The 19,318-nt window shown below is 64.3% G+C and carries 21 protein-coding genes and 1 pseudogene; 17 read left to right on the forward strand and 5 right to left on the reverse strand.

What is annotated here, in order from left to right; all coding sequences use genetic code 11:
• The first annotated feature begins 45 nt into the window (after positions 1-45).
• Both AC07Y0_RS23495 and AC07Y0_RS23500 read left to right on the forward strand, forming a co-directional pair.
• A complete protein-coding gene (locus tag AC07Y0_RS23495; protein WP_498680013.1) occupies positions 46-1,554 on the forward strand; it encodes a UbiD family decarboxylase in 1,509 nt (502 codons plus the stop codon).
• Complete coding sequence (locus AC07Y0_RS23500; protein ID WP_498680014.1) at positions 1,551-2,135, forward strand: UbiX family flavin prenyltransferase; 585 nt, start codon at positions 1,551-1,553, stop codon at positions 2,133-2,135. Before AC07Y0_RS23495 ends, AC07Y0_RS23500 begins: the two co-directional genes overlap by 4 nt.
• On the opposite strand, the gene AC07Y0_RS23505 is transcribed toward AC07Y0_RS23500, so the two are convergent.
• From AC07Y0_RS23505 to AC07Y0_RS23515, 3 genes are read right to left on the reverse strand one after another with little or no spacing between them, the layout of a single operon-like run.
• Positions 2,132-2,815: an NnrU family protein gene (locus AC07Y0_RS23505; protein ID WP_498680015.1), complete on the reverse strand. Its 684-nt coding sequence runs from the start codon at positions 2,813-2,815 to the stop codon at positions 2,132-2,134. The genes AC07Y0_RS23500 and AC07Y0_RS23505 overlap by 4 nt on opposite strands.
• Positions 2,812-3,285 (reverse strand): hemerythrin domain-containing protein, encoded by a 474-nt coding sequence (locus AC07Y0_RS23510; protein WP_498680016.1) that lies wholly within the window; start codon positions 3,283-3,285, stop codon positions 2,812-2,814. Before AC07Y0_RS23510 ends, AC07Y0_RS23505 begins: the two co-directional genes overlap by 4 nt.
• Before the next feature lie 13 nt (positions 3,286-3,298).
• Entirely contained in the window at positions 3,299-3,454 is a 156-nt protein-coding gene (locus AC07Y0_RS23515; protein WP_498680017.1) for a hypothetical protein, read from the reverse strand.
• Positions 3,455-3,556: 102 nt separating this feature from the next.
• Between AC07Y0_RS23515 and AC07Y0_RS23520 the strand changes: the two genes are divergently transcribed.
• The 6 genes from AC07Y0_RS23520 (at position 3,557) to AC07Y0_RS23545 (ending at position 9,320) form a co-directional block, all read left to right on the forward strand.
• The gene (locus tag AC07Y0_RS23520; protein ID WP_498680018.1) at positions 3,557-4,126 is read left to right on the forward strand and encodes a cytochrome c oxidase subunit 3; all 570 of its coding nucleotides are present in this window, start codon (positions 3,557-3,559) and stop codon (positions 4,124-4,126) included.
• A 46-nt stretch (positions 4,127-4,172) separates the two neighbouring features.
• Entirely contained in the window at positions 4,173-4,412 is a 240-nt protein-coding gene (locus AC07Y0_RS23525) for a cytochrome C oxidase subunit IV family protein (protein ID WP_498680019.1), read from the forward strand.
• A gap of 178 nt (positions 4,413-4,590) precedes the next feature.
• A complete protein-coding gene (locus AC07Y0_RS23530; protein ID WP_028737943.1) occupies positions 4,591-5,043 on the forward strand; it encodes a c-type cytochrome in 453 nt (150 codons plus the stop codon).
• Positions 5,044-5,071: 28 nt separating this feature from the next.
• Entirely contained in the window at positions 5,072-6,418 is a 1,347-nt protein-coding gene (locus AC07Y0_RS23535; protein ID WP_498680020.1) for a cbb3-type cytochrome c oxidase subunit I, read from the forward strand.
• Positions 6,419-6,603: 185 nt separating this feature from the next.
• Entirely contained in the window at positions 6,604-7,410 is an 807-nt protein-coding gene (locus AC07Y0_RS23540) for a CbbQ/NirQ/NorQ/GpvN family protein (RefSeq protein WP_498680021.1), read from the forward strand.
• 11 nt (positions 7,411-7,421) lie between these two features.
• Positions 7,422-9,320: a nitric oxide reductase activation protein NorD gene (locus AC07Y0_RS23545; protein WP_498680022.1), complete on the forward strand. Its 1,899-nt coding sequence runs from the start codon at positions 7,422-7,424 to the stop codon at positions 9,318-9,320.
• Between the two features lie 82 nt (positions 9,321-9,402).
• Here AC07Y0_RS23545 and hemN read toward each other — a convergent pair whose 3' ends face one another.
• Positions 9,403-10,755 (reverse strand): oxygen-independent coproporphyrinogen III oxidase, encoded by a 1,353-nt coding sequence (gene hemN, locus AC07Y0_RS23550; RefSeq protein ID WP_498680023.1) that lies wholly within the window; start codon positions 10,753-10,755, stop codon positions 9,403-9,405.
• Between the two features lie 216 nt (positions 10,756-10,971).
• Between hemN and AC07Y0_RS23555 the strand changes: the two genes are divergently transcribed.
• From AC07Y0_RS23555 to AC07Y0_RS23570, 4 genes are read left to right on the forward strand one after another with little or no spacing between them, the layout of a single operon-like run.
• Positions 10,972-11,253, forward strand: coding sequence for a DUF2249 domain-containing protein (locus AC07Y0_RS23555; RefSeq protein ID WP_498680024.1), 282 nt, complete (start codon positions 10,972-10,974; stop codon positions 11,251-11,253).
• Between the two features lie 39 nt (positions 11,254-11,292).
• On the forward strand, positions 11,293-12,651 hold the full coding sequence (locus AC07Y0_RS23560; RefSeq protein ID WP_498680025.1) for a hypothetical protein: 1,359 nt from the start codon (positions 11,293-11,295) through the stop codon (positions 12,649-12,651).
• Entirely contained in the window at positions 12,651-13,172 is a 522-nt protein-coding gene (locus AC07Y0_RS23565) for a DUF2249 domain-containing protein (protein WP_498680026.1), read from the forward strand. The genes AC07Y0_RS23560 and AC07Y0_RS23565 overlap by 1 nt, the downstream gene beginning before the upstream one ends.
• A 4-nt stretch (positions 13,173-13,176) precedes the next feature.
• Positions 13,177-13,497: a metal-sulfur cluster assembly factor gene (locus AC07Y0_RS23570; protein WP_498680027.1), complete on the forward strand. Its 321-nt coding sequence runs from the start codon at positions 13,177-13,179 to the stop codon at positions 13,495-13,497.
• A 69-nt stretch (positions 13,498-13,566) separates the two neighbouring features.
• On the opposite strand, the gene AC07Y0_RS23575 is transcribed toward AC07Y0_RS23570, so the two are convergent.
• The gene (locus AC07Y0_RS23575) at positions 13,567-14,778 is read right to left on the reverse strand and encodes an NnrS family protein (RefSeq protein WP_498680028.1); all 1,212 of its coding nucleotides are present in this window, start codon (positions 14,776-14,778) and stop codon (positions 13,567-13,569) included.
• A gap of 259 nt (positions 14,779-15,037) precedes the next feature.
• Between AC07Y0_RS23575 and nirK the strand changes: the two are divergent.
• The 5 genes and pseudogenes from nirK to AC07Y0_RS23600 all read left to right on the forward strand — a co-directional run bounded on the left by nirK (position 15,038) and on the right by AC07Y0_RS23600 (position 19,286).
• Positions 15,038-16,181, forward strand: a pseudogene (gene nirK / locus AC07Y0_RS23580) (copper-containing nitrite reductase).
• An 88-nt stretch (positions 16,182-16,269) separates the two neighbouring features.
• Positions 16,270-17,166, forward strand: coding sequence for an SUMF1/EgtB/PvdO family nonheme iron enzyme (locus AC07Y0_RS23585; RefSeq protein WP_498680029.1), 897 nt, complete (start codon positions 16,270-16,272; stop codon positions 17,164-17,166).
• Between the two features lie 92 nt (positions 17,167-17,258).
• The gene (locus tag AC07Y0_RS23590) at positions 17,259-17,960 is read left to right on the forward strand and encodes a Crp/Fnr family transcriptional regulator (RefSeq protein WP_498680030.1); all 702 of its coding nucleotides are present in this window, start codon (positions 17,259-17,261) and stop codon (positions 17,958-17,960) included.
• Between the two features lie 128 nt (positions 17,961-18,088).
• Complete coding sequence (locus tag AC07Y0_RS23595; protein ID WP_498680031.1) at positions 18,089-18,532, forward strand: pseudoazurin; 444 nt, start codon at positions 18,089-18,091, stop codon at positions 18,530-18,532.
• A 154-nt stretch (positions 18,533-18,686) separates the two neighbouring features.
• A complete protein-coding gene (locus AC07Y0_RS23600; protein ID WP_498680032.1) occupies positions 18,687-19,286 on the forward strand; it encodes a DUF922 domain-containing Zn-dependent protease in 600 nt (199 codons plus the stop codon).
• Positions 19,287-19,318 lie beyond the last annotated feature (32 nt).

The raw sequence follows: 19,318 nt of genomic DNA on the forward strand, positions 1-19,318 counted from the left end.
AGCCAGCGCAAAGACTCGATGATTTTTAGCCGCCACACAGGCGGGATGACAAACGCACCCTCTGCCATCCGGCGCTATGCCGACCTTCAGGATTTCGCCGCCGAACTGGAACGCCGCGGCAGCCTCAGGCGCATCACGAAGCCTGTATCGCTGGTGCATGAGGTGACGGAGATCCATCGGCGGGTGCTTGCTTCCGGCGGGCCGGCGCTCTTGTTCGAAAAGCCGGTCAATGCGGCCGGCGAGATCCTGCCGATCCCGCTGCTGGCCAATCTGTTCGGCACGCGCGAGCGAATCGAATGGGGCTTCGGGCTCCAGAGCGGTGGGATCGGCGGACTCGCGGATCTGCTCGGCGAATTGCGCGAGCCGCGACCGCCACGGTCTCTCAAAGAAGCAATGGGGAAACTACCGCTCTTGCAGTCGGCGCTCTCGCTTCGGGTCAAGCAGGTTTCCAGTGCCTCCTGTCAGGAGGTCGTCTGGCGCGGCGACCAGGTCGACCTCGGCCGCCTGCCGATCCAGTGGTGCTGGCCGGGGGAGCCGGCGCCGCTGGTCAGCTGGCCTTTAGTGATCACCCGCTCGCCGGACGATCCCAACGATGTCAATGTCGGCATCTACCGCATGCAGGTGCTGGGCCGCGACAGGCTGATCACGCGGTGGCTCGCCCATCGCGGCGGGGCGAAGCATCATCGCCAGTGGCAGAAGCTGGGGCAGGACATGCCGGTCGCCGTGGTGATCGGCGCGGACCCGGGCACGATCCTTGCGGCCGTCATGCCGTTGCCCGAGGGCATGAGCGAGCTCGGTTTTGCCGGCGTGCTCAAGCGGCGGCGCAGCCGGGTGGTTAAGGCGGTCAGCCAGCCGCTCTGCGTTCCCGCCAATGCGGAAATCGTGCTGGAGGGCACGGTTTCGATGCGCGAGATGGCCGAGGAGGGGCCGTATGGCGACCATACTGGCTACTACAATTCGGTCGATCGCTTCCCGGTGATGACCTTGTCGGCGATCACCATGCGGAAGAAGCCGTTCTACCTCTCGACCTATACCGGCCGGCCGCCGGACGAGCCGTCGAAACTCGGCGAGGCGATGAACGAGCTCTTCCTGCCGCTGGTGAAGAAGCAGTTCCCCGAGATCTCCGACCTCTGGCTGCCGCCCGAGGCCTGTTCCTACCGCGCCATCGTGGTGTCGATCGACAAGCGTTATCCGGGACAGGCGAAGCGGATCATGATGGGGCTGTGGTCGATGCTGCCGCAGTTCAGCTATACCAAGCTGATCATCGCCGTCGATCCGGATATCGACGTGCGCAGCTGGCACGACGTGATCTGGGCGCTGTCGACCCGCTTCGATGCCAGCCGCGATGTCACGATCATCTCCGAAACGCCGATCGACTATCTCGACTTCGCCTCGCCGAAGCCCGGGCTCGGCGGCAAGCTCGGGCTTGACGCCACGACCAAGATCGGACCGGAAACGGATCGCGAATGGGGGCGGGTTCTCAATATGTCGCCGGAGGTGTCTGCGAAGGTCGATGCTCTGTGGAGCGAGCTCGGGCTGGGGGATCTGCCATGAGTGCCAAGCGCGTCGTGCTGGGCGTGTCCGGTGCCTCAGGTGCGCCGATCGCCATGAGGATCGCGGAGCGGCTGGCCGCGCTTGCCGGTGTCGAGACCCATCTGGTGGTGTCGACGGCGGCGGAGCGGACCTTTGCCCATGAACTGGGCGCGGATGCCCTGGTCCGACTCGAAGCGCTGGCAATCAGGCGCTACGCCATCGGCGATATCGGGGCGGCGATCGCCAGCGGCTCGTTTCGCACCGCCGGCATGATCGTTGCGCCGTGTTCGATGCGCAGCCTCTCCGGCATAGCGACAGGGCTTGCCGATACGCTGCTGATCCGAGCTGCGGACGTGCACCTGAAGGAACGCCGGCCGCTCATACTCCTGGCCCGCGAAACGCCGCTGCATCTCGGGCATTTGCGCAATATGGTGTCGGTGACCGAGATGGGGGCGATCGTCATGCCGCCGGTGCCGGCCTTCTACCGCCGACCGGAGACGGTTGAGGCGATCGTCGATCACATTGCCGCGCGCGCCCTCGATCTTCTGCGGATCTCGGACGAGCCGCTGGCGGCCGAATGGACCGGCGATATTCCGGGCTAGAAAGTGGTGGCAAGCAGCGGATCGGCGCCGAACAGAAGGGCGTGCCCGCCTAAGAGCAGCCAGCCGGTGACCGCCGCAGCGGCGAGGGTCGAGAGCAGGAGAGGGCCGTCGACCCGCAACCGGTTGCGGCCGGACAGGACGGCTGCGAAGGGCACAAGCGAGGACGCCCTTGCCATCTGAGCGAAGCGTCCGCCAAGCCGCTTGCGGGCGCGACGATCCAGCAGGGCAAAACCCGACACGGTGAAAAGCGCCAGCCCTCCGAACAGGATCAGCGAGCGCAGGTCGCCGTTCGGCACAAGATGGCCGACCGACCAGAACAGGAAACCCCACAGGACCGGATGGCGGGTCACCGTGGTGATGGCGCCCGGGGTAGTGTCCTGGCGCATGGTGACCGACAGCGGATTGGCGCTGGCAAGACCGGCCAGCACGAGGAAGACACCGATCGGTGCGGTAACCAGCGTCACCTTGGCCTGCCAGCCGGCAGGCTCCCAGAGCGGGATGTAGTCAGTGGTGAGCGCTGCCTGGAACACCCAGGCGAGGACGAGCACCGAGACCAGCGAATAGAGCCCGAGATAGGTGCGCCGGCCGAGCACAGCGATCGCGCCCGCGCGGACAGGCGGAATGGCCGGTACGGAGTGAAGGGCGAGAAAAGCGCCGAGCGCGATCAACAGGTTGGTCATGCCAAGGCCATCCGCGGTTCCGGATCGGCCGGGATCAACTGGTCGATCATCGCCTTCTCGGCGGCGACGTGGCGGCGCACGCATTCGAAGAATCCGCGCAGCATGTAGCCGATGGTCTCGAAGGTCAGGCCGCAATGGCCGCGCAGCATGGCTTTCAGCGTCAGAGAAATCTCCTCGGCAGCCAGCCGGTCGCAGCGGTGTTCGTTCTTTAGCCGCTCGATCATCATCGCCGTGAAGCAGGAACCGGCGCTCCGGTCTAGATCAGGGAAAAGCAGCTGCTCCTCGAATTCCTGTGTCCGGGACAATAGCGGCAGGACTTGGTCCGACACATCGCGGCACAGTCTCTCGTTGACGGCGTAGGGCAGGCTGTCGGCCAGCTCCTCGAGATTGCGGCAAAGGCCGAGCAGCTCCTCGTGGTTCTGCCTCAGCGTGTTCAGGTCCTGTTCGTCGATGATGCGGTCGGGGTGCATGACAAACTCCTCTTCACTGACTGACGAAAAGCACGGTGGCGATGGCGACCGAGGCAAGCACGGCGGAGATGGTTCCCCCGCGCTGCAGGACGCCCATGCGATGAAGCAGAATCGCAAAGCCGATGATGATGGGCGTGGCGACGGAAAGGCCGATCTGGGCGTCAGTCATGGAAGCAATCTCCTTTGATGCTGCGACCCTAACTTGCCGACTGTCATTTTTCTTTGTGCTGCCGCAAAGACGCGCCGATCGGCTCTCCTTAAGAAAAAGTGCATGATGATGGGAACCAATATTGCAGCGGTCGCCATGGCGGCCCCGGTCGAGGAGGAGGAGAGCGACGTTCTTCTGCTCTGGGTGCTCGTGTGGAGCGAGCTTGTCGCCTTCGGGATACTGATCGGCGCCTTTCTGGTGATGTCGGCCTTCGAACCCGAGCGGTTCGCCCTGGCACGTCTGCATCTGAGCCCGGGTCTGGCGGCAATCAACACCGTCGTGCTTCTCACCAGTGGTTGGCAGGCGGCGCTGGCGGTGCGCCGCACCGCCCCAACCCGGCAGGTCCGCCGCTCGCTGATCGCGGCGGCCCTGCTGGGCTTCGTTTTCCTCGCCGTCAAGCTCTTCGAGTATTCCGGCGAGATCCGCTATGCCGGAGAAGAGACGTTCAATGGCTTCTTCGAACTCTATTTCATCATCACCGGCTTCCATCTTCTGCATGTGGTGTTCGGCGCGCTCGTCATGCTGCTGATCGCCTGGCGGCCGTCGCGCGGCAATGTCGCGCTGATCACCACGCTGTGGCATGCGATCGACCTTGTGTGGATCGTCATGTTCCCGATCATCTACCTGGCCTGACCCGATGGACCGGTTTTCCCAAGAGCGCCTTCACTGGGCTTTCGTTATGGCCAGCGTGCTGGCGGTTGGCGGGGCGATCACGGCGGCTCTCAGCGGCAACATGCTGGTGCCGATCGCCATCGTTCTCGTGGCAGCGCTTGCCAAGGCGCGCATCGTCATTCTCGACTTCATGGGCCTCAGGCGCGCCGGCGGAGCGCTGCGCTTCGCGCTCGTCGCCTGGCCGATCACCTTCGTGCTGCTGGCCCTTTCGCGCACCATTTTCGTGGCGCTCGCCGCTCCGGTCTGAGCCTCCCGGACCATCGCCTGTTTGTTTGCCAAATAGCAAAGAAGGCTTTTCGTCCGTCGCTAGAAAGGGACCGTCCCGCAGAACGGCATGAGGGGCGGCCAGGCCGCCGACCGCTGCAGGGGGATTTCACCAGGCCGGCGGCTGAATGAAAGCTGCGGCGAACGAAAGGACCATGGGGATGGCAGAGCGCCTAACCAAGACAGGGGCCCGCAACGTCTTCTATGGCGGGTCCATCTTTTTCTTCACGATCTTCGTGGGCCTCACCGCCCATAGCCACTACTACATCAGGACGACCTCCACCGACGAGTCCACGCTGACCGACGGCGTGGCGCGCGGCAAGCACGTCTGGGAAAAGAACGCCTGTATCAATTGTCACACCCTGCTCGGCGAAGGCGCTTATTTCGCCCCCGAACTCGGCAATGTCTGGGTGCGCTGGGGCGGCAAGGACGATCCGGAAGGGGCCCGCGAAACGCTGAAATCCTGGATGGCCGCACAGCCGTCGGGCGTCGAAGGTCGTCGGCAGATGCCGCAGTTCAACCTGAGCGAACAGGAACTCAACGACCTCGCCGACTTCCTCGAATGGACGAGCCGCATCAAAACGCAGAAGTGGCCGCCGAACGACGCCGGCTGAGCAAGCGCCGCGACAAGGAGAAACGACAATGAAGTACCAAACCCAAAAGGTCGCGATGCTGTATTTCTACGGCGCGCTCGGCCTCTTCCTCGCCCAGGTGCTGTTCGGCGTGCTCGCCGGCACGATCTACGTGCTGCCCAATACGCTGTCCGAACTGTTGCCCTTCAACATCGTGCGCATGGTTCATACCAATGCGCTGATCGTCTGGCTGCTCATGGGCTTCATGGGTGCCACCTATTATCTTCTGCCGGAAGAGGCGGAGACGGAACTCTATAGCCCGAAGCTGGCGATCGCCCAGTTCTGGATCTTCCTGATTGCCGCCGCGGTCGCCGTGGTCGGTTATCTGTTCCACATCCACGAGGGCCGCGAATTCCTCGAGCAGCCCTTCGCCATCAAGGTCGGCATCGTCATCGTCTGCCTGATGTTCCTGTTCAACATCACGCTGACGGTGCTCAAAGGCCGCAAGACAGTCGTCACCAACATCCTGATCTTCGGGCTGTGGGGTGTCGCCATCTTCTTCCTGTTCGCCTTCTACAATCCGGTCAATCTGGCGCTCGACAAGATGTACTGGTGGTACGTCGTGCATCTGTGGGTCGAAGGCGTGTGGGAACTGATCATGGCTTCGGTTCTGGCCTTCCTGATGATCAAGCTCAACGGCATCGATCGCGAAGTGGTCGAGAAGTGGCTCTACGTCATCGTCGGCCTGGCGCTGTTCTCCGGTATCCTCGGCACCGGCCACCACTACTACTGGATCGGCGCCCCGGGATACTGGCAGTGGATCGGCTCGCTGTTCTCGACGCTCGAGGTCGCTCCCTTCTTCACCATGGTGATCTTCACCTTCGTGATGACCTGGAAGGCCGGTCGCAAGCATCCGAACAAGGCCGCTCTTCTGTGGTCGATCGGCTGCTCGGTCATGGCCTTCTTCGGCGCCGGCGTCTGGGGCTTCCTGCACACGCTGTCCTCTATCAACTACTACACCCATGGCACGCAGGTCACCGCCGCGCATGGCCACCTCGCCTTCTTCGGCGCCTATGTCATGCTCAACCTTGCGATCATGGCCTATGCGATCCCGGAGATCCGTGGCCGCCAGCCCTATAACCAGTGGCTGTCGATCGCCAGTTTCTGGATGATGTGCACGGCCATGTCGGTGATGACCTTCGCACTCACCTTCGCCGGCGTGCTGCAGGTCCATCTGCAGCGGGTGCTCGGCGAAAGCTACATGGCCGTCCAGGACCAGCTCGCGCTGTTCTACTGGGTACGGCTCGGCTCCGGCGTCGTGGTTCTGATCTCTGCGCTGATGTTCGCCTGGTCGGTACTCATGCCCGGCAAGGAAAAGGCGCCGGCCTTCGGCGGCGTGGCCGAACCCGCCGAGTGATCCAGCCTTCTCCCCGTCGGGGAGAAGATGGCCGGTAGGGTCGGGTGAGGGGGTGCTTGCGCCAACGGCCCCCTCATCGCCTTGCCCCCAAGCCTCTCGACGAATGTTCGACGCTTCTCCTCCATGGGGAGAAGCAGTCGGCGAGCCCAGGCCTCACTCAATATTGCCCAAGAAGGATACACCCCATGAACCTCATGCTCACCAATCCGCCGTCGCCCGACATTCCGGCCTATTCGCCGGCCGGAAGCGAATGCGAACTGTTCGAGACGGCCTGGATGCGCCAGCTGCCGCTGCTGCTCAAGGGGCCGACCGGCTGCGGCAAGACCCGTTTCGTCGGACACATGGCGGCGAAGCTCGGCCTGCCGCTTTCGACCGTCTCCTGCCATGACGACCTGGCTGCTGCGGACCTCACCGGCCGCTATCTTCTGAAGGGCGGCGACACGGTCTGGGTCGACGGGCCTTTGACGCGGGCGGTGCGCGAAGGCGGCATCTGCTATCTCGACGAAGTGGTCGAGGCGCGCAAGGACGTGGCGGTCGTGCTGCATCCGCTGACCGACGACCGACGCATCCTGCCGCTGGAGCGCACCGGCGAGGTGCTGAGCGCTCCACCCGGCTTCATGCTGGTCGTATCCTACAATCCGGGCTACCAGAATCTTCTGAAGACGCTGAAGCCTTCCACCCGTCAGCGCTTCGTCGCCATCGAGTTCGACTTCCTGCCCAAGGACCGCGAGATTGCCGTCGTCTCGGCGGAAAGCGGCCTTGCCGAGGGCATGGTCGCGCCGCTGGTCGAGCTCGCCCGCCGGCTGCGTGCGTTGAAAGGCCATGATCTCGAGGAAGGGGTTTCCACCCGTCTTCTGGTCTATTGCGCCAGCCTGATCGATGCGGGCCTTGCGCCGAGGGATGCGGTCCGGTGCGCCATGATCGAGCCGCTGACCGACGAACCGGACGTGCGAGCCGCTCTTCTCGAACTGGCAAGCGCGGTCATCCGCTAAAGAGGTGCATCATGCTGGACTTCCTGGAACTGGAAGAGACCGTCGGGCGGGCCTGGCACAATATTGCCGGCAATACGCGCACCTGGCCGCGCTATCCGGAGGCGGCGGTCCTGCTCGAGGAGGTCCAGCCGGTGCTCTCCGTCTGCTTTCGCGGCTTCGGTGGGGAGCGGGCCGTGCAACTCGCCCCGGCGCGCGGGCGAACCTCCGGTCACCGGCTGAAATTCCGCCAGCGGCTGGGCCTTGGCGAGGAGAAGCTGGTTCAGCCCGGGCGCGACCACGCGACCGTCATGCTGCCCGCGGTCCTCGATCTCCTGCCGACGGTCGCACTCAACCGCGATCTCTATGTCTGGCTGGCAGCCGCGATGGCGGTCATGCCGCTCGATCCGGTCTCGGCCGACGATCCGCTCGTCCGCGACCTTGCCTTGCTCGAGAGGGCCGCGCAGACGGCGCAGGCCGTGGTTAGCCAGTTTCCCGGCCTCATAGCCCGCTACCGTGCGCTCTGCGCCGCAGTGCTCGTCGAGCGTCAGCGCGGCAAGCTGCCGCGCGTGGAGAGCCTCATCGAGGACCGCGTCATCAATCTCCTTCGCGCCGGCGCAGGCCTTGCCCCGCTTGCCTATCCGGTGCCTTTGCCGGTCAAGGCGCCGCCCGGCTATCTGCCGATGATGCCTGTGCCTTTGTGGCCTGACGCGCTGTTGCGCGAGGAGAGTGCACCACGCGCCGAAGAGGATCGGCCGGCCGCCGGCGGGGACCGTCAGGGCGCTACGACCGGGCGCCAGATCGCGACGCGCGAAAAGAGCGACGGCCGCGACAAGGACCGCAGCCCCTTCATCCTCAACCGTTTCGAGAAGATCCTCGCGATGGCGGAGATGGTCAATGTCGATCGCCCCGGCGACGACAGCGACGATCACGATGCGGCCGCAGCCGAGGAACTGGACGACATGACGCTCGGCGAGCGGAAGGGCAGGCCATCGGCGCGGTTCCGCTTCGATCTCGATCTGCCACCCGAGGCGCTCGACCGTACGCCGCTGACGGCGGAGTTGAGCTATCCGGAATGGGACTACCGACGCAACGCCTATCTCAAGGATTATTGCCGTGTGCTGGCGGGGCCGGCGCCGGAGGAGGTGCAGGGTCCGGAAGCCAGTGCCGCGATGAAGAGCCTGATCCGCCGTGTGCGCCGGCAGTTCGAAGTGCTGCGGCCGAAGCACGAGATGCTGAGAGCCCAGCTCGACGGCGCCGACCTCGACCTCGATGCCGTGGTGCGCAGCCGGACCGACCTGAAGGCCGGCGGCGAGGGCAGTGACCGCATCCACCTGATGAGCCGGCCGCAGGCACATGACCTTGCCGTGACCCTGCTCGTCGACGTGTCGCTCTCCACCGATGCCTGGTTCGACGACCTGCGCGTGCTGGATGTCGAGAAGGAAGCGCTTCTGGTGCTGGCCAACGGGCTTGCCGCCTGCGGTGACAACCACTCGATCTTGACGTTCACCTCGCGGCGCCGCTCCTGGGTGCGCATCGAGACCGTCAAGGATTTCGGCGAGAAGATGGGCCCTGTGGTGGAGAACCGCATCGCGGCGCTCAAGCCGGGCTACTACACCCGCATCGGCGCGGCGATCCGCCATGCGACGGCCAAGCTCGTCGAGCAGCCGAACCGGCGACAGCTGCTGCTGGTGCTGACCGACGGCAAGCCCAACGACGTCGATCACTACGAGGGGCGCTTTGCCCTGGAAGACAGTCGCCGCGCGGTCATCGAGGCGCGGCGCAAGGGCGTGCGCGTCTTCGGCGTGACGGTCGACCGCGACGCCAAATCCTATGTGCCGGCGATCTTCGGCCAGCACGGCTATGCCGTGGTGTCGAACATCGCCCGGCTGCCGGCGGCTCTGCCGGCTATCTATCGCGGCCTTGCCGGTTGAGGCGGAGGCAAGGCCGCGTAAAGGAAAGGCCCGGCGCTAGGGGGAGCGCCGGGCCTTTCTCTGTCTGCTCTGTTCTGTCGGCTCACGCGGCCTTGGAATGGGTGCGGGCCGACTGGTCGAGATAGGCATCGAAGCTGGCCGCCACGGCGCGGATGACGAAGCGGCAGTCGCGCCGCACCGTGACCACGCCGTCCGTCATCTCGGTAACCCCGTCCTCCAGCAGGCGCTGGAACATGGCATTGCCGGACAGAAGTTGGTCCGGCTCGAAACCGTGCGCTTCGCAGAGCGATGCGAGATCGACGCGGAAATCGCACATCAGCCGTTCGATCACCGCTGCCCGTAGCCGGTCCTCCGCCGTCAGCCGATAGCCCTTGACCGTGGCGAGCTTGCCCGACGCGATGCGTTGCGCATATTGCCCGATCGCCACGTCGTTCTGGATATAGCCGTCCACGGTCCGGCCGATCGCCGAGGCACCGAGGCCGATCAGCGTCTTGCAGGCATCCGTCGTGTAGCCTTGGAAGTTGCGATGCAGCCGGCCGGTTTCCGCGGCCTGCGAAAGATCGTCCTCCGGCAGGGCGAAATGGTCGAGGCCGATCCGGCGATAGCCGGCGGCGGACAGGGTTTCGGCGATCGCTTCCGCCTGGGCGTGGCGCTCGGCGGCATCCGGCAGCGCCCTTTCGTCGATCAGGCGCTGGTGCTTCTTGAACGAGGGGATATGGGCATAGCCGAACACGGCGAAACGGTCCGGCCGCATGGCGATCGCGGTCCTGGCCGTCTCGATGCAGGAGGCGACGGTCTGGTGCGGCAGGCCGTAGATCAGGTCGAAATTGACGCTGTCGATGCCGGCCTCGCGCAGGCCCAGCGTCGCATCGGACGTCTGCTCGGCGGTCTGGATGCGGTTGATCGCCTTCTGCACGACAGGATCGAAGCTCTGCACGCCGAGGCTGGCGCGGGTCACGCCCGACTGGCCGAGCGCGCCGATCATCGAACGGGTGAGGGTGCGCGGGTCGATCTCGACGGCTGTGCCGGCGTTGGGCGCGACGTTGAATTCCCGTTGCAGGAAGGCGGAGAGATCGAGAAATTCCTCCGGCGTCATGATGGTCGGGGTGCCGCCGCCGAAATGGATCTGGCCGACCTTGAGCGGCTTGCCGGCCGCCTTCGCCACGAGCCGGATCTCGCGCTTCAGCACCTCGAGATAGTCGAGGATCGGCTGGTCCTTCTGGGTGATCGACGTGTGGCAGCCGCAGTACCAGCACATGGAGCGGCAGAAGGGGATGTGCAGGTAGAGCGAAATCGCCTCGCTTGCCGGAATGGCGGCCAGCCAGTCGCCATAGGTGCCAGCACCGATGCCGGGGGCAAAACGCGGCGCGGTCGGATAGCTGGTGTAACGGGGCAGACGGGCCTCTCCGTATTTTTCGATCAGTTCGCGGGACATGGGGCTACTCCGGTTCAAACGTGTCCCTGAAGTAGATCGGTTCGCGTTCTTGCTCTTTGCCAAATCCCAAGGATCGCGGCGAAAGCGGTTTCGCCTTTGCGGATTTGTTTGCGCAGCGACAAGGTCGCTCCCCCGACTTGGGTCTAAATCCAAAGCGCTGGCTGGGCCCGGGCCGCGACGGTGATTGGCGGGCCGTTCGACGAACAGGACGGATAAATGACTGATATTGCAGAGACCAAGCCTTCGATCGATGTACGCCTCGTGCCGCCGCCGGAACGCCATCCCCGCATCTTCGGGATGCTGAACGCGCTTCTGCCGGGTGGCTCGATGCATATCATCAGCGATCATGATCCCCGGCCTTTGCACTATCATCTGGAGACGCATTTTCCCGGCCTGTTCGGTTGGGAATATCTGCAACAGGGCCCCGATCTGTGGCGGGTCGAGATCGCGCGACTGGAAAGCGCCGGTTGCGACTGCTGCTGCGGCGGAGCGCATTGAGCGGGTTGCCGGAAACGGTTCCGCAGTGAGGTGACCGACATGCCAGGTGCGAGCCTTTCCCGCTGGACGATGGGCTATTTCGCCGCGGCCTGCCTCTTCCTGCTTGTGGCCGAGGCCCTGTTGGCGATGGGCTATGGCTATCCCGGCGCGGCAATCGAGGCGCCGCCGACGCTGGCTGTCGTTCACCTGATCACTGCGGGCTGGTTCGGCCTGCTGATGTCCGGCGCACTCCTGCAGTTCGTGCCGGTGCTGGTGGCGAAACCGCTAAGAGGCGGTAGCGCGGCCCTGCCGGCTCTCCTCGCAATCGTCGTCGGGGAAACCGGCCTCGTGCTCGGCTTCGTGGCAATGGGCGGGGGTGCGGTTTTCGCCGCGCCACTGCTTTCGCTCGGCGCTCTATTCCTTTCGCTCGGCTACCTCACCATCGCCGGGATTGTGGGTGTTACGCTTGCCGGCGCATGGCCGTTGCCCCTGCCTGCCCGTTTCGTCGCCCTCGGGTTGATTGCGCTCGTCGCGACGCTCGGACTGGGGGCAGGCTTCGCGCTCATCCTTTCAGGCATTCTGCCGCCGTCATGGGCGGCTTTCCTGCCGGCGGGACTGCCGCTGCATGCAGCGCTCGGCCTTGGCGGCTGGCTGACGGTATCGGCGGTCGGTGTCAGCTACAAGCTGCTGCCGATGTTCCTGCTTGCTCCCGACCGCGCATCCGGTGGAGCCCGCAAGGTGTGGCTGACAGGCGCGGCGGCCATCGCCCTCCTGCTGGCTGCCGTGCTGCTGTCGGCGAGCGATCTGGCGGGAAGTGCAATCGCCCTGACGCTGGCCTTGCTGTTCTCGCTGGTCGGCCTGGGTCTCTACGGGGTCGATCTGCTTGCCATCTATCGTGCGCGGCGACGGCCGAAGCTGGAACTCAACAGTCTTGCCAGCATCGCTTCCTTTGCCGCGCTCTTCGTCGGGGCGGCCTGGCTCGCCGTGGCTGCGGCGACTGGGCGTCTGGCCGTCGACATCGCCCCCATCGTCTACCTGCTTGGCTTCGGGTGGCTGACCGGTCTCGGCCTTGCCAAGCTCTACAAGATCGTTCCTTTCCTCACCTGGCTCGAGTGCTACGGTCCGGTGCTTGGCCGCGTGCCGACGCCGCGCGTGCAGGATCTCGTCCGCGAGCCCCGCGCCCGGGCGTGGTTTATGCTGTTTCACGCCGGCGTGCTGATCGCGACCCTTGCGCTGGCGCTGGACCTTGATCTGGTCTTTCGGACGGCGGCCGGGCTACAGTTCGGGGCGAGCGTCGCGCTCGTCGCCGAATTCCTGCGCACGCGCCGCCTGATGGAAATCGCGCCCGACAAACGCTTGCCTGGCGGAGCGATCCGCCCCAATTTCTTCCTGCCGTCCCTTCAGCCCACGAGGTCATGATGACAACCCCCTACAAAGAACTCGACGTCCGACCGATCCTGCGCAATGGGGGCGAACCCTTCCAGGCGATCATGGAAACCGTCCAGTCGCTCAAGCCCGGCGAGGGATTTCGCCTGATCGCCACCTTCAAGCCGGCGCCGCTGTTCAACGTCATGGCCAAGCGCGGCTTTTCGCACGAAGCGTCCGAAATTGGCGGCGGCGACTGGGAGGTGTTGTTCACGCCCGAAGCGGGCGGGCCGGCCGATGTCGCGGCCTCCGAAGGTGCCGTGTCGGCGGCGCTGTGGGCCGAACCGGTGTTCCACCTCGACCTGACCGAACTCGATCCGCCAGAGCCGATGGCGCGCATCCTCTCCAAGACCGAGCTCATGGACCCGGGCGAGGTTCTGTTCGCGCTCCTGTCGCGCGAACCGGTGTTCCTGCTGCCGGAACTGGAAAAGCGTGGCCACCAGTGGGTGGGCAATTACGACGAGAGCGGAACGGCCTATCGCATGCTGATCCGCATCGGCGAGGCGCAGGAGTGACACCATGGACATCGACAGCGCATCGGGGCTTGCCGCTGACATCGTCGCGGCGCTCACGGTCATCACCGATCCGGAAATCGGCGGCAATATCGTTGATCTCGGCCTGATCTACGACGTGAGCGTCGATGCGGATGGCGCGGCACGAATCGTCATGACGACCACCTCGCGTGGCTGCCCCGCCGCGGGCTTCCTGCAGCAGGCCGTTCAGGCGACCGTCGAGGCCGTCAAAGGGGTGACGGCGACCGTCGTGGAACTCACCTACGAACCGCGCTGGACGCCGGATCTGATCCGATCCGGGGTTTTTCCAGTCGTCGCCCGGCACTGATTTCGCTTTGGTTTGCGGTCTTCTGCAAGGAGCCCGGCGCCAGCAGGCGTCGGGCTCTTTGGCTGTCGGTCAGCCGATCGCCACACGTCGGACGCGGGCCAGCATCGGTCCATATTCGAAGACGAACAGTGCAAAGGCGGCAATCCAGAAGAAGCCGGCCGCCGAATAGAGTTCCATCATGTAGTTCGGCAGCAGGTCGGCGGCGGGGCGTAGCAAGGCGGCCAGCAGGATAGCCGCGTAGGACAGTGTGGTGATGCGGGAGGCGGCCAGCACGCGGCCTGTGTGGCCTCGGGTGGCGCGGGTCATGACGGCCAGCATCATCCCGGCGATGGCACCGACGGTCATGACGTGCAGCACCGAATTGGTGGCAATGTAACCTTCTGAGCCGAGGGCAATAGCGAGAAAACCGAGCGGCACGAAACCATAGGCGAGATGCAGGATGAAAAGCAGCTTTTCGGCGAAGACGGCATGGCCGCGCCAGCGTGCGAGGCGGGCGACATGCAGGCCGAAGGCGACGAGGGCGAACAGTCCGGTCAGACGACTGTCGGGAAGGAGTGTCCAGCCGCAGAGCGCGACGCCGCCGCCGACGATCGCCGCGGTATCGAAGTTATTGAACGGAATGGGGAAGCGTGTCGCGCCATGCTGGTTCAGCCAGTTGCGGGAGAAGCTCGGAATAATCCGGCCGCCGATGATCATGATCAGGACGACATAGGCTGACACGGCCAGCCTCTGCGTCAAACCGCCCTGCTCTCCGCTCAGCGTGGTGACGTGGAAGCCGATATTGGCTGCCGACAGGAAGGTGAGCACCACCAGGACTTTCAGGTCTTTCCACTTTCGGCCGGCGACGATCTCGCGCGCGCAGATGAAGAGCAGGGCAGGCAGGAACAGGCTGTCGACGGCGGCGGCGATCTCGACGCCGATCAGGTCCGGCTGCAGAAGCACGAGGCGTCCGGCGACCCACAGACCGAACAGCATCATCAGCGGGCGGCCGGATACCGGCAACCGGCCCGTCCAGTTGGGCACCGCGGTCAGGAGGAAGCCGGCCACGACCGCCGGCGCGAAGCCGAATAGCATTTCATGGGCGTGCCAGTTGTGACCGCCATAGGATCCGCCGATCTCCAGCCCGGTCGTCAGCGCCAGGATCCACAAGACCATGGCAAAGATCGCCGTCAGGCCGGCGCCTAGAAAGAACGGCCTGAAGCCATAGGAGAACAGGACCGGTCCTGTCTTCGACAGGCCTCGTGGGATGCCGCCGCTGCGGGCTGTGTGCTGGCTGCTCATCGCGAAACTCCGTGGTTTTGACAAATCGCAATCACCAGTACGGGCACGCCGGCGTCCGCTCTTTGATCAGACGCAAGCAAAACCTTGGTTTCCCAATGGATTCAGCATCTTCAAAATCGCCTCCCTCTGCCAAAATGACGCAGGTGGCCCTGTGCCCAGGGAAGTTTGTGCTGGCACAAATTGCCGTTTCCGGTCCGGGCGTAAAACTATTCTCGACCGGACGACATTCGCTCCGCTCTACTCTAAAGGAGATAATCCGATGACCGAGAAGTTTCAGGTAACTCGCCGCACGATCCTGGCCGGTGCGGCCTTCGCCGGCGCACTGGCGCCGATCATCAGCACGTCCGAAGCCCGCGCCGAAGGCGGCGAGATCAAGACCAACGCCCAAGGCAACCGAAGCCCAGATCGCTGCACTGCCTCGCCAGAAGATCGAACTCGTGAAGCCGCCCTTCGTCCATGCCCATAGCCAGAAGGCCGAGGGCGGACCGAAGGTCGTTGAGTTCACCATGACGATCGAGGAAAAGAAGATCATCGTCGACGACCAGGGAACCGAGGTTCATGCCATGACCTTCAACGGTTCGGTCCCCGGTCCGCTGATGGTCGTCCACCAGGACGATTATGTCGAACTGACGCTGATCAATCCCGATACCAATACGCTTCAGCACAATATCGACTTCCATTCGGCCACCGGTGCCCTTGGCGGCGGCGCGCTGACGGTGGTCAATCCGGGAGAGAAGACGATACTGCGCTTCAAGGCCACCAAGGCTGGCGTTTTCGTCTACCACTGCGCACCTCCCGGCATGGTTCCGTGGCACGTCACCTCGGGCATGAACGGTGCTATCATGGTGCTGCCGCGCGACGGCCTGAAGGACGGCAAGGGCAATGAACTGGTCTATGACAAGGTCTACTATGTCGGCGAGCAGGACTTCTACGTTCCGAAGGACGAGAAGGGCAACTTCAAGAAGTACGAGTCGGCCGGCGATGCCTATCAGGATGTGCTGCAGGTCATGCGCACCCTCACTCCGAGCCACATCGTTTTCAACGGCGCCGTCGGCGCGTTGACCGGCGAGAATGCCTTGAAGGCCGAAGTCGGCGATCGGGTTCTGGTCATCCATTCGCAGGCGAACCGTGACACCCGCCCCCACCTGATCGGCGGCCACGGCGACTATGTCTGGGCGACCGGCAAGTTCCACAATCCTCCGGAAACCGACCAGGAAACCTGGTTCATCCCCGGTGGTGCGGCAGGGGCCGCCTACTACACCTTCCAGCAGCCGGGCATCTACGCCTATGTCAACCACAACCTGATCGAGGCCTTCGAACTCGGCGCCGCCGGACACTTCACCGTCACGGGCGAGTGGAATGACGACCTGATGACCTCGGTCCTGGCACCCTCGGCCAGCTGATCACCTCCGCAAATTCCCATGCCCGAAATGTGCGGGCATGGGCACCCTCTTCATTTGCCCGCCAATCGACTGCCTCCGGGAGGTCGCCATGTCCGCCATCCGTCACGCCCATTTCGTTTCCGGTGCCTCGGTCGCCTTGCCGGCGCTTCTCATGATGGCTGTCGTCGGCGGCCTTGGCGTTCAGACCGGCCTGTTCAGGGCGGCGCCAGCCGATTTTCCCGTGCCGGCGACCATCCGGATCGAGCCGCATGATTTCACCTACCGGCCGGCCGGCGAGTTCTACAAGAACGACTTCGCGGTCGATGCGCCGAAGGTCGAGGTGCGCCGCACGCGGGCGCTCGATATCACCAAGTACCAGGTGACGACGGCCGAATATGATGCCTGCGTCGCCCAGGGCGCGTGCCCGGCCCGCGAGGCCACGACACCCTCTTCGTTCGACCTGCCCGCCACTTCGATCAGTCATGACGATGCGACGGCTTATGCCCGCTGGCTGAGCGCTCGCACCGACGCGGTCTGGACCCTTCCGAGCGATGAGGATCTCGCCTTCGCCGCCGGCTCGAAATTTCCGGACGATGCTCTCGGTGTCGATCCCGACAGCAAGAACCCGGCCCTGCGATGGCTGGCCGACTACCAGCGCGAGGCGTCGCGCAAAGCCTCGCGCGATCCGGCGCCGCAGCCGCTCGGCCACTTCGGCGAAGGCGAATACGGCCTGGCCGATTTCGCCGGCAATGTCTGGGAGTGGACGTCGACCTGCAATCGCAAAGTCACACTGGGCGATGGCGCAAAGGCCGCCCATGCCAGCGAAAGCTGCGGGATCTATATTGCGTCGGGCAAGCATCGTTCCCCGCTCAGCGCTTTCATCCGCGACCCGAAGAGCGGCGGTTGTTCGGTCGGTACACCGCCCGACAATGTCGGTTTTCGCCTGGTCCGTGACGATAGCTGGTATGCAAGGCTCGTTTTTGCCTTTCGTCAGGCGGCATCCTAGTCTAGAACCCAGATTGACTGTAGCTCAAGGGCGGTTTCGTTCGGCCCCCGGCACAGTTTGGGCGCGGGTGATCGCAGAAAGGATCAGCGACGGTGAAGATCGATCGGACCGTCGTCAAGGCTCTTCCGCTATTCGACCGGATGAGCGACGAGGAGCTCGACAAGCTTCTGGCGCACGCGACCTCGCGACGAGTTCCGCAGGGTGAGTACATATTCGAACAGGGCCAGCCCGCGGTCAGTTTCTATCTGCTCCTGCATGGCCGCCTGAAGGTGACCCAGGTCACCGAAGACGGGCAGCAGATCATCGTGCGGGTGGTGCATCCGGGCGATCTTTTCGGCTTTGCCAAGGCACTGCAGCGCAGTGACTATCCGGGAACCGCGATTGCCGCCACCGAAAGCCTGGCGCTCGGCTGGCCGACGGATCTGTGGCCCAGCTTCGTCGAGCATAATCCGCGGCTCGCCGTCACCGCCATGCAGACGATCGGGCAGAGGCTCGAAGAGGCGCACACCCGCATCCGCGAAATGTCCACGCAGGAGGTCGAGCGCCGCGTCGCCCACGCCGTCGTGCGCCTTGCGCGCAAGGCAGGACGCAAGGAGGAAGGCGGTATCCGCATCGACTTCCCCATTTCCCGCCAGGACATCGCCGAAATGACCGGGACCACGCTGCACACGGTGTCGCGCATCCTCAGCGCCTGGGAGGGCCTGGGACTGGTCGAGGGCGGCCGGCAGAAATTGCTGGTCAGGAACATTGCCGGCCTTTCGGAGCTTGCCGAGGGGCTCAGGGATCACTCTTGAGGCGGCGCAATCGAAAGGGTCGGAAATTGCGCTTTGTTAGTTGCGCAAGCACAAAGAAGGGCCCATGCGAAAGGCGTATCTCCTGTCCCAACGGATCCGAAGGGTCCTGATTTCAAGGAGATAAGAGAATGTCCATGATGTTGAAGCGCCTTGCTGCCGCCGCTGTCGTGCTTGCCGCCTTCGCCGGTTCCGCTGCTGCCGCCGACCACGAAGTCCACATGCTGAACAAGGGTAAGGACGGCGCCATGGTCTTCGAGCCGGCCGGCGTGAAGATTGCCGCCGGCGATACCGTCACCTTCGTCCCGACCGACAAGGGCCACAATGCCGAGATCATCAAGGGCATGCTTCCGGCCGGCGCCGCCGAGTTCAAGGGCAAGATGAACGAGAAGATCACCGTGACCTTCGACGTGCCCGGTGCCTATGGGGTCAAGTGCGCACCGCATGTCGGCATGGGCATGGTCGGCCTCGTCGTCGTCGGCGACGCTCCTGCCAATCTCGAAGCCTACAAGGACGTCAAGGTGCCGAAGAAAGCCCAGGAACGTTTCGTGGCTGCGCTCGCATCCATCCAGTAAACATCACGCATCGAGCGTTGAGAAGCCCGCGCCGGTATCGATTGGCGCGGGCTTTTCCGTTCCGGTCCCTGTATATCGCGTTACGGAAAGCTGGCCGATTGCGTGAGCGCGGCTTCGATTCTAGTTTCGCGGAAACCAGGCACAGGATCATCGCGTGAAAGCAGGCATTGCACTCAGTCTCATCTTGGCCGGCCTCGCGGCGACGTCGCCAGCTACGGCGGCTGAATGGCAGCCCGTGGAAAAGGTGCAGACCTATTCGGTACCCGGCGTAAGCGGCGCGGAACTCTACGCCTCGATCGGTGCGCGGGGACCGAAGCTCAGCATCGGCACGCGGGCGATCGCCCAGACCAGTTTTTCCCTGACCTGGACCCGCAAATACGAAACGCGCGGCGACGACTGCGTTCTGGCGACGGCGAAGCCCAAGCTCATCATCACCTATGTGCTGCCGAAACCGGCCAATGTCCTGCCGGCATCGGTCGAGGCAAACTGGGAGAGCTTCATCAGCGGCGTGCGCGATCACGAGCGGGTGCACGGCGACTATATCGTCGAGATGGTGAAACAGATCGAGGCGGCGACCGTCGGGCTCACCGTGCCCGGCGATCCCAACTGTCGCAAGATCAGAGACGAGATGACCAAGCGCCTCGGTGCCTTGTCGCAGGAACAGCGGCAGCGCAGCCGCGACTTCGACCAAGTCGAACTCAGTCCGGGCGGTAACGTGCATACGCTCATCCTGCAACTGGTGAACGGCGGCTAGCCGCCCCGCCCTTCTCCTCGGGAGTGGCGCCT

Source organism: Allorhizobium sp. GW101-3B10, assembly GCF_059424725.1.

Bases quoted from the DNA above. Each gene is read 5' to 3' on its own strand.
- AC07Y0_RS23525 (WP_498680019.1), top strand. From the start codon at position 4,173: ATGGCCAGCGTGCTGGCGGTTGGCGGGGCGATCACGGCGGCTCTCAGC.
- AC07Y0_RS23495 (WP_498680013.1), top strand. From the start codon at position 46: ATGACAAACGCACCCTCTGCCATCCGGCGCTATGCCGACCTTCAGGAT.
- AC07Y0_RS23555 (WP_498680024.1), top strand. From the start codon at position 10,972: ATGACTGATATTGCAGAGACCAAGCCTTCGATCGATGTACGCCTCGTG.
- hemN (WP_498680023.1), bottom strand. From the start codon at position 10,755: ATGTCCCGCGAACTGATCGAAAAATACGGAGAGGCCCGTCTGCCCCGT.
- AC07Y0_RS23500 (WP_498680014.1), top strand. From the start codon at position 1,551: ATGAGTGCCAAGCGCGTCGTGCTGGGCGTGTCCGGTGCCTCAGGTGCG.
- AC07Y0_RS23565 (WP_498680026.1), top strand. From the start codon at position 12,651: ATGACAACCCCCTACAAAGAACTCGACGTCCGACCGATCCTGCGCAAT.
- AC07Y0_RS23530 (WP_028737943.1), top strand. From the start codon at position 4,591: ATGGCAGAGCGCCTAACCAAGACAGGGGCCCGCAACGTCTTCTATGGC.
- AC07Y0_RS23535 (WP_498680020.1), top strand. From the start codon at position 5,072: ATGAAGTACCAAACCCAAAAGGTCGCGATGCTGTATTTCTACGGCGCG.
- AC07Y0_RS23545 (WP_498680022.1), top strand. From the start codon at position 7,422: ATGCTGGACTTCCTGGAACTGGAAGAGACCGTCGGGCGGGCCTGGCAC.
- AC07Y0_RS23560 (WP_498680025.1), top strand. From the start codon at position 11,293: ATGCCAGGTGCGAGCCTTTCCCGCTGGACGATGGGCTATTTCGCCGCG.
- AC07Y0_RS23575 (WP_498680028.1), bottom strand. From the start codon at position 14,778: ATGAGCAGCCAGCACACAGCCCGCAGCGGCGGCATCCCACGAGGCCTG.
- AC07Y0_RS23520 (WP_498680018.1), top strand. From the start codon at position 3,557: ATGATGATGGGAACCAATATTGCAGCGGTCGCCATGGCGGCCCCGGTC.
- AC07Y0_RS23510 (WP_498680016.1), bottom strand. From the start codon at position 3,285: ATGCACCCCGACCGCATCATCGACGAACAGGACCTGAACACGCTGAGG.
- AC07Y0_RS23595 (WP_498680031.1), top strand. From the start codon at position 18,089: ATGTCCATGATGTTGAAGCGCCTTGCTGCCGCCGCTGTCGTGCTTGCC.
- AC07Y0_RS23540 (WP_498680021.1), top strand. From the start codon at position 6,604: ATGAACCTCATGCTCACCAATCCGCCGTCGCCCGACATTCCGGCCTAT.
- AC07Y0_RS23515 (WP_498680017.1), bottom strand. From the start codon at position 3,454: ATGACTGACGCCCAGATCGGCCTTTCCGTCGCCACGCCCATCATCATC.
- AC07Y0_RS23570 (WP_498680027.1), top strand. From the start codon at position 13,177: ATGGACATCGACAGCGCATCGGGGCTTGCCGCTGACATCGTCGCGGCG.
- AC07Y0_RS23585 (WP_498680029.1), top strand. From the start codon at position 16,270: ATGTCCGCCATCCGTCACGCCCATTTCGTTTCCGGTGCCTCGGTCGCC.
- AC07Y0_RS23505 (WP_498680015.1), bottom strand. From the start codon at position 2,815: ATGACCAACCTGTTGATCGCGCTCGGCGCTTTTCTCGCCCTTCACTCC.